This is a genomic window from Bradyrhizobium sp. (assembly GCF_049581145.1).
Lineage (GTDB): Bacteria > Pseudomonadota > Alphaproteobacteria > Rhizobiales > Xanthobacteraceae > Bradyrhizobium.
On the sequence record NZ_JBAURI010000549.1, the window covers coordinates 1 to 7,382 of the forward strand.

Sequence of the window (7,382 nt, forward strand, 5' to 3'; positions counted from 1 at the left end):
ACCGACTTCATCGAGTCGGTTGCCATCGGGGGCGGGCGCAAGCACGGGATCAACGATTGGCAATCCGCAATCGAGTTCTGGGCGCAGTATAACGAGGGCACGATTGTCGACCTGATCACGGCGGACATTCGCTTCACGGCCGACAAGACGACACCACTATTGTTCGATCCCAGCTTTCGGAAAGGTGAGGACACGCAACCATCCGGAGAATTTCTGATTCCAACCGGGTTGAGCCACCTGAAGCCCTTTGCCGCGGTGGCACGTGCCGGAGGGCGCCCGCTGGGCATCGCGATCCATACCGCTGATGTGCACGGCTGGAAGACCAGGCTGACATCAAGCAATATTCCAGGCCGTCTGATGGCCTACCTTGCCGCCCATGAGGTCGGCGAAGTCGCTGCCATTCTGGGGCATCGACTGGGCGTCGTCGACAAGACGAACGAAGAAGTGCTGGAAGCCTGCTGGGCTTGGCTCAGCAACAACACCTGCGGCACCTTTGGCGAAGCGTGGCCTCGGGCATTGCGGAGCTATCGGGAACATCTGGTGAGGCATGCATTCAAGGCCAAGGCACTCGTTCAGAAGGGAAGTGCGGGGAGCGGCGATCTCGGCAGCGGGTTCGTCATGGTGTTGCCGAACGAATGGACCCGCCTGGCGGCATGGTGCGAGCAGATGGCGCATGCGAAGGACGATGCGGTTCTGGGAAAGCATGATCCCGGCTTCGCCTTCCTGCTGTCCGATCGTTCGCGGGAGAGTATTTCCTTCAGGTCGCTGTTTGCCGATTCACACATGTCTTTGCCGGCATCCGTCGACCTGCAATCGGATCCGCTGCCGTCCAGGTGCTTCAAGCTTGAACCCGCGAGTTCGTCCTTTGCGCTGGACGAAGAGGGCTATCCGAAGATCGGCGCTTTCCTGATGGAGTTCGGGGAGCCGGCGGAGGCGTACAGGATGGCGCTGGAGGCGCTCGACGCGTTTCCGGTCGATATACGCGCTTCCCTGAAGCTCGGAGAAGTGCTCACTTCGGAAAAATGCGGCTCCCTGTTCAGGCTGGCACGCCTTTTCGCGATCCTGTTTCAGCTTGTTCGACGGGATCGGAGCATCGTGGAAGCCTGGGAAGGTGCCTACGAACGGGACGGATGGGATCTGGCCGAAGCTCGTTTCCGTTCGGAGCCGATCGCGACCGATGCTCCTTCCCTGAGGCAGGTCGTATTGGCCGTGTCGGAGTGCATCAGGGGATTCGATGATGGAATTACGATCGAGGCGGTGCTAGCGAATTGGCAACCGAGTGCTCGAACCAATCCGCGAGACAAATGCAGTCGCCGAACGATCGAAGTTTCCCTGCGAATTCTGGAATCGCTGGGCGTGGTGTTTTTTCGGGAGGAAGATCGGGAATTCGACGTCAACGAATGGCGGCCATTGGCCAATGTCGTCCCGCCAGTTCCGGGGGTGCTGCCAGACGGCCTCATTGAGGAAGGCGACGTGCGGTCCCAGGATGCTGGGCCGTTTCTGCGCGATGTCTTCGGCTATGGCGGTGCAACGCCTAACGACAACCAGATCGGTCGCTTCATCGCCGAGGCGCTGGGCCTGGAGACGAGGATGGGGCGGGAATTTCTGGCCGATTTTCGCGATGGAACGGCGCCGACCTGGATCAAGGAGATCTGCCGGGAATATGCAACGAGCAAATTGTTGTGGCCGCGTTCGGATTCGTGGCCGCGCGCGCTGAAATAGCCGCGTCGCTGAGTAAAATCGGGCTCGGCCATAGTCGCCGTGAAGGCGACGAGCGCGGCGGAGCAATCCGCTGCGCTCTTGCGAGACCGATCAATTCGCCGCGCTGAATCAGAACGCGCTGCGCCTCAGTCGGTATTTTCGCGTTTCTGCCCGTCCCGCGGCCGCACGGCCGCGATGAATTCGACGAACGGCCTGATCCGCGGCGGGATCGGCTGGCCGGGCAGAAGGCTGCGAACAGCTCGATGCCGTCGCACCAGAAATCCGCCAGGCATTCGACGATGCGGCTGGATTCGAGATCCTCGGCGACATCCCACAGCGCCCCAGGGACGGACCGAGGCCTTCGAGACCCTGATCTCCTTCCGGCCCGGGCGCGGTGCGGAACCGCCAAGCGGTCGTGCAGATGACGCCGGGCGAGCCGCAGGCGCTCATGGCCGGCGAGATACGGCGCCTCGACGGCGTGCCGCGCGCGGCGGATAGGATGCGCGGCGCAGAGGATCCGTGCGAGAACAGGAACTCAACCAGGAACTCAATCAGGAACTCAATCAGGAACTTGGCGATGACAGCTTATCTCGTTTCTCTTCTGATGGGCCTCGCGGCGGGCGTGGCCTACGGTCTCGTCAACTTTCGCTCTCCAGCCCCGCCAATGATCGCGCTGGTTGGCCTGTTCGGCATGCTGCTGGGGCAGCAGGCGGTCGACATGGTGAGGAGCCGTTTCGCGCCACCGGCTCAGAGCTCCGTCCCGCACGATGGGAGTCGCGTTCAGGGCTCGTCCTCACCCGATTGAGCGCCGGCAAGCTGTCGGCAAGGACAGAGGGCAAGACACGGCCATACCCGCCAGTTGCGGCGCCCATCCGGTATTGTTCCAGAGCAACCGTTCCCAAATCCGCCACTTCACGGCTGGGTGAGATGCGGGGCCTGGACGGGAACGCGGCTCCATCGTCGTCCTTAACGTTGAGGCAAAACCAAACGATGGAGTCCCCATGACGAAACTGACTGTCCTTTGCACCGCGGCGATGCTTGCTTCCACCGCTGCGCTTCCCTCGATCGCGCATGCTGCGGGCTGTGCCCAATATGATCCGAACTGCGCGACCTACCCGATGCCCAGCAATGACAGCAGCGGCACGCCGAGGGCCGCGAGGGCCGACGCCAACAGGCCCGATACCGCCAGCCATCAACGCCGTCATCACATTCGTTCCGCCTCCCGCGCCAGCAGGACCGCGCCACGCGAAGCGATGAATGACCGCGACCGCACCAACGAACCCCGTGGTCCGGGTGAACAGCGTCCGGGCTTCTGGCCGGGCGAAGTTGCCGGCGCGGCGATCGGAACGGCGGGCGGCATCGCCGCCGGCGCAGCCGATACCGCCGGGGCGATTGTGACCGCGCCGTTCCGGGCGGCCGATTCTTACGGCTATTACAACAACGGTTCCAACGGCTGGAACGACAACGGCTGGAACAGCGCGTGGAACGACAACGGCTGGAACAATGGTTGGAACAACAACGGCTGGTCCCAGCAGAGCTATGCCGAGCGCAACGGTTTCGTCTGCACGCCCGGCACATCCTTCAAGGGTGCCGATGGCCTCCGTCATCCCTGTCAGTGAGAGGCGACGGCTAACCGAGATCGAGGAAGAGGCGGTCAGGCGACCGCCTCTTTTTCGTCAGTGGCCGTCTTTCGTCAGTGGCCGTCGCAGCGTTTGACGTCGAACCCGCAGTGACGCGAACAGGAGTGACGCGAACAGGCTGTCACGGCGTATCAACGCGCGGCGATGATCGGCATCGACGATGCTCGAAGCGCCCTGCCATTTGCGCGTCCTGTTTGCATATCAATCATGCATGCCGCAGCGATCACGAAGTCATGCGCCGCGCGTGATCAGGACCGAGCGCGTCTGCTACCAAGATTCCGGATCAGGTGGCATTGGCTTGTTGCGCAACAACAACACCGCGCGGCTCCGTGGAAAGTCGTCACCGTTGCATTGCAAATGTGTTGCAATGCACTCGTTAGGATCGTCGCGTGTCTTTTTTTCGGCAGGAGTTTGCCGACTTATTGGAGACTTGTGATGATCAATCGGACCAAAGTTAAGAAACTGCTGCTGGGCGTCTTCGCCGGCGCGATGCTGGCGCCGGCCTGCGCGATGGCGGATGACGCGCAGACCGAGCGATTGCAGCATCAGATCGACGCGCTGCAGCGCCAGCTGCAGAGCCTGCAGAAGCAGGTCAGCGAATCCAAGAAAGTGTCGCGTGAAGCGCCGGCTCAGACCGCCTCTGCGCCGGTCGCAGCCCCGGGGACAGCCGATGGGTGGCGGCCGTCGTTCAAGGCGCCGATCGCGATGCCGGCGGGTGTGAAGCTCACCTGGGGCGGCTTCCTGGCGGCGGAAGGCGTCTATCGGCAGCACAATGCGGTCGCCGACATGGGAACACCCTTTACCTCGATTCCATATCCGTTCTCGCCGCAATACAACGAGCCCGAGTTTCGGGGCAGCGCGCGGCAGAGCCGGATTTCGCTGCTGGTCGAGGGCGCGCTCGATCCCGCGCAGAAACTCGCGGGCTACTACGAAATGGATTTCCTGGGAGCGGGCATTACCTCCAATTACAATCAGAGCAACAGCTGGGCGCCGCGCTTGCGCCAGGGCTATCTCACCTACGACAACACCGATTGGGGTTTTCATGTCCTGGCCGGCCAATCCTGGAGCCTGCTGACCCAGAACACGGTCGGCATCGTGCCGCGCAAGGAAAACATTCCGCTGACGATCGATGCGAACTACATCGCCGGTTTCGACTACACCAGGAACTGGCAGATCCGCGTGGTGAAGGATTTCGGTTCGGCGGTCTCGCTCGGCCTCTCGATCGAGAACCCGGCCTCCCAGGTCTATGCCAGCGCCGGCGCCATCGCCAATGGCGGCTCGCTGAACGGGCTGATCGTGAACTGGGCCAATGCTGGCGGCAGCTTCCTCGGCAGCGGCGCCTTCGCCAACAACTTCAACACCGAAACCGCGCCCGATATCATCGGCAAGGCGGCGTTCGATCCCGGCTTCGGCCATTACGAACTGTTCGGGCTCGCCCGCTTCTTCACCGACAGCGTCTTCACCTGCAACCCGGCGCTGGTGCCGGCCTCGGGCGTCTGCCCGACCAGCACGGCGAATGTCGGCAGCGCCAGTTCGCATGTCACGGTCGGCGAGGGCGTCGGCGCATCGGCCCTGCTGCCCGTCGTTCCGAAGTATCTCGATCTGCAGGGCTCGGTGCTGTACGGCAACGGCATCGGCCGCTACGGCGCGAGCCAGCTCTCCGACGTCGTCGTCGGATCGGACGGCTCGCTGCAGACCATCACGGCCCTGCACGCCCTGGTCGGCGCGATCGGCCATCCCTGGGCCGGCCTCGACGTCTATGGCTATGCCGGTATGGAAAAAGCCGACAGCAAGCTGTTCACGTCCGCGGCGGGCGTCACCGGCTTTGGCCTGACCACGCTGAGCAATGCCGGCTGCGACATCGTGACCGGCGCCTCGTTCACCGGCGGCACCTCGAATTGTGCCGCGGTCAACAAGGAAGTCGACATGGCCACCGTCGGCTTCTGGCAGAATCTCTACAAGGGCGATTACGGCCGCGTCGCGACCGGATTGCAGTACGAATACATCAGGCGCAAATCGTTCGACGGCGTGCCCGGTCCGGTCTCGACCAACGACAACGTCGTGCTGTCGTCGCTGCGGTACTATCCGTTCCAGTAGCGGATAGGGCGGATTGAGCCCATCGGGCGCGAGCCCGATGGGCGTAATCCGCCGCTTGCAAGCCGCCGATCTCGTCAACGAGCAGCGTTTGCCGTCGATCATGCAGGTCGACCGTGAAGACGACGCAGTCGCGCAGGGCGGGTCGGAGGCGAAGCCGTAACCCGCCTTTGCGCCATCCGCGGATGACGCGGACACGACTTGCAAATTCGCAGCCGAGTGGCATCTCCTGTCGCATGGAGCGATGGCGGGTTACGCTTCGCTCCAACCCGTCCTACGAGCTGGCGATCCGGGTGGCGAGGTTTGATCCCTTGACCGGCCGCGTCAAGATGACGAGAGCCGCCTCGTAGAGCGCGGCTCGGACGCTGGCGTCGCCGATCTTTGAGATCCTGCCGGGATGTCGGTCTCGCCGGTGCCGGCCGGTCCGCTACCCCATCGACGCGGGCTAACTACACGCCTCCATCTCCCCGACTGCTGGCTTGAAGCCCGTGGCGAGGTCAATGACCTTGCTGTCCTGCGTGGTAAAGATGATGGCGCGCTGATGGTCTGGACTTTCGACTTCGACGGTGTATTGCGGCGATGGAACGGGCTCGGAACTCTTTACGCCAAGCCTGGCGCGCACTTTCGCCGCTTCAATTTCAGATTCCTTGCTGAAGTATGGTGCAAACGCGATCTTCACTTGGCCGTATGCTCTGCGTATGTCGGATTCCATGGCGCCAATTCCGATCCCGCGCGTATCGGTGACGTTCGTCGTCTCCTGTTTCCGAGGATTAGGGACCACGTAGATGACGACGATCTTACCCTTCTGCACTTCGTAGGAGATCGCCGGATCCTTGCCGTCGGCGCGTTGGGTCATCCAGCACTCCTCCGAAAAGGGGATATCCAACGGCTTCAATGGGGTCATGAGCGCACGCTGCGCTTCCTCGACCGTCATTCCGAGCCTCACCGGTCCGACTCCCTGCCACGACAAGACCTGACAATCGGCTGGTCCCGTCAAGGCAACGAGCGCTCCAATCAGCAAAACGATTCCCCGCATTCATGGCTCCCGCTTGTTCATACCCTCGGTTATATACCCCCAAAACCCACCCATTTGTGCCTTGCACACCGGGCCGAAAGCCGCCTATCTGAGACGATCGGCAGCATCGCGCTGCGTTTTGAGGTGTCCGGCCCCTTGGATTCTCCTTACGAACCTCCACAGGATCCGCTGCCGGACCAGCCGCCGGCTGTTCCGCGTGAGCCGATCCTGACCCTGCCGCCCGCGCTCACCGCCTACATTCTGCTGCTCGCCATCATCCATCTGCGCGTGCTGTTGCCCGCGGAGTGGGAGGACTGGACCATCCTCGTGTTCGGCTTCATTCCGCAACGCTACGATTCCGGGTTGCTCGACCTGAGCTTTCCCGGCGGCGAGGGCGCCAAGGTCTGGACCTTCGTGACCTATTCGCTGCTGCACGCCAATCTCGCCCATATCGGCTTCAACGTGCTGTGGCTGTTGCCGTTCGGCAGCGCGCTGGCGCGCCGCTTCGGCGCGCTGCGCTTCTTCCTGTTCATGGCGGTGACGGCAGTGGCCGGCGCGCTCGCGCATCTCGTCACCCATGAGCATGCGGCGGCGCCGATGATCGGCGCCTCGGCCTCGGTGTCGGGCGCGATGGCGGCCGCGATCCGCTTTGCCTTCGTGCAGGGCAGTTTTCTCTCCTTCAGCCGCGGCGACGCCGATGTCGCGGCAAAAGTACCGGCGCTGTCGCTGATGCGCGCGTTGCGTGACCGCCGCGTGCTCGGCTTTCTCGTGGTGTGGTTCGGCGTCAACATCATCTTCGGCGTCTACTCGATCGCGATCGGCATGGAAGGCGGCACCGTGGTGGCCTGGCAGGCGCATATCGGCGGTTTTCTTGCCGGGCTGATACTGTTCTCGCTGTTCGACCCGGTTCCGCGCGCCGAGGATCATGCTGC

The 7,382-nt window shown here is 62.9% G+C and carries 6 protein-coding genes and 2 pseudogenes; 6 read left to right on the top strand and 2 right to left on the bottom strand.

Going from position 1 to position 7,382, the window contains the following annotated elements:
* From WCB02_RS18060 to WCB02_RS18080, 5 genes and pseudogenes are all read left to right on the top strand, one after another.
* On the top strand, positions 1–1,722 hold a 1,722-nt coding region (locus WCB02_RS18060), incomplete at its 5' end, for a hypothetical protein (protein ID WP_423960080.1).
* Positions 1,723–2,278: 556 nt separating this feature from the next.
* Entirely contained in the window at positions 2,279–2,506 is a 228-nt protein-coding gene (locus tag WCB02_RS18065; protein ID WP_423960083.1) for a DUF1427 family protein, read from the top strand.
* A gap of 496 nt (positions 2,507–3,002) precedes the next feature.
* Positions 3,003–3,320: pseudogene (locus WCB02_RS18070) on the top strand (hypothetical protein); the annotation flags it as partial.
* Between the two features lie 456 nt (positions 3,321–3,776).
* Complete coding sequence (locus WCB02_RS18075) at positions 3,777–5,438, top strand: hypothetical protein (RefSeq protein WP_423960084.1); 1,662 nt, start codon at positions 3,777–3,779, stop codon at positions 5,436–5,438.
* Positions 5,439–5,451: 13 nt separating this feature from the next.
* Complete coding sequence (locus WCB02_RS18080; RefSeq protein ID WP_423960086.1) at positions 5,452–5,598, top strand: hypothetical protein; 147 nt, start codon at positions 5,452–5,454, stop codon at positions 5,596–5,598.
* A 135-nt stretch (positions 5,599–5,733) separates the two neighbouring features.
* On the opposite strand, the pseudogene WCB02_RS18085 reads toward WCB02_RS18080, so the two are convergent.
* Both WCB02_RS18085 and WCB02_RS18090 read right to left on the bottom strand, forming a co-directional pair.
* Positions 5,734–5,835 (bottom strand): annotated as a pseudogene (locus WCB02_RS18085) (transposase); the annotation flags it as partial.
* Positions 5,836–5,880: 45 nt separating this feature from the next.
* Positions 5,881–6,369 carry a hypothetical protein gene (locus tag WCB02_RS18090; protein ID WP_423960088.1) on the bottom strand — a complete coding sequence of 163 codons (489 nt, stop codon included), beginning with the start codon at positions 6,367–6,369 and terminating at the stop codon, positions 5,881–5,883.
* Between the two features lie 237 nt (positions 6,370–6,606).
* Here WCB02_RS18090 and WCB02_RS18095 point away from each other — a divergent pair.
* Positions 6,607–7,382 (top strand): rhomboid family intramembrane serine protease (locus WCB02_RS18095; protein ID WP_423960089.1); only part of this gene is annotated, 776 nt, incomplete at its 3' end.

What these genes read in the sequence shown, in the direction of transcription:
- WCB02_RS18065 (WP_423960083.1), top strand. Translation starts at nt 2,279, where the DNA reads ATGACAGCTTATCTCGTTTCTCTTCTGATGGGCCTCGCGGCGGGCGTG.
- WCB02_RS18075 (WP_423960084.1), top strand. Translation starts at nt 3,777, where the DNA reads ATGATCAATCGGACCAAAGTTAAGAAACTGCTGCTGGGCGTCTTCGCC.
- WCB02_RS18090 (WP_423960088.1), bottom strand. Translation starts at nt 6,369, where the DNA reads ATGACGGTCGAGGAAGCGCAGCGTGCGCTCATGACCCCATTGAAGCCG.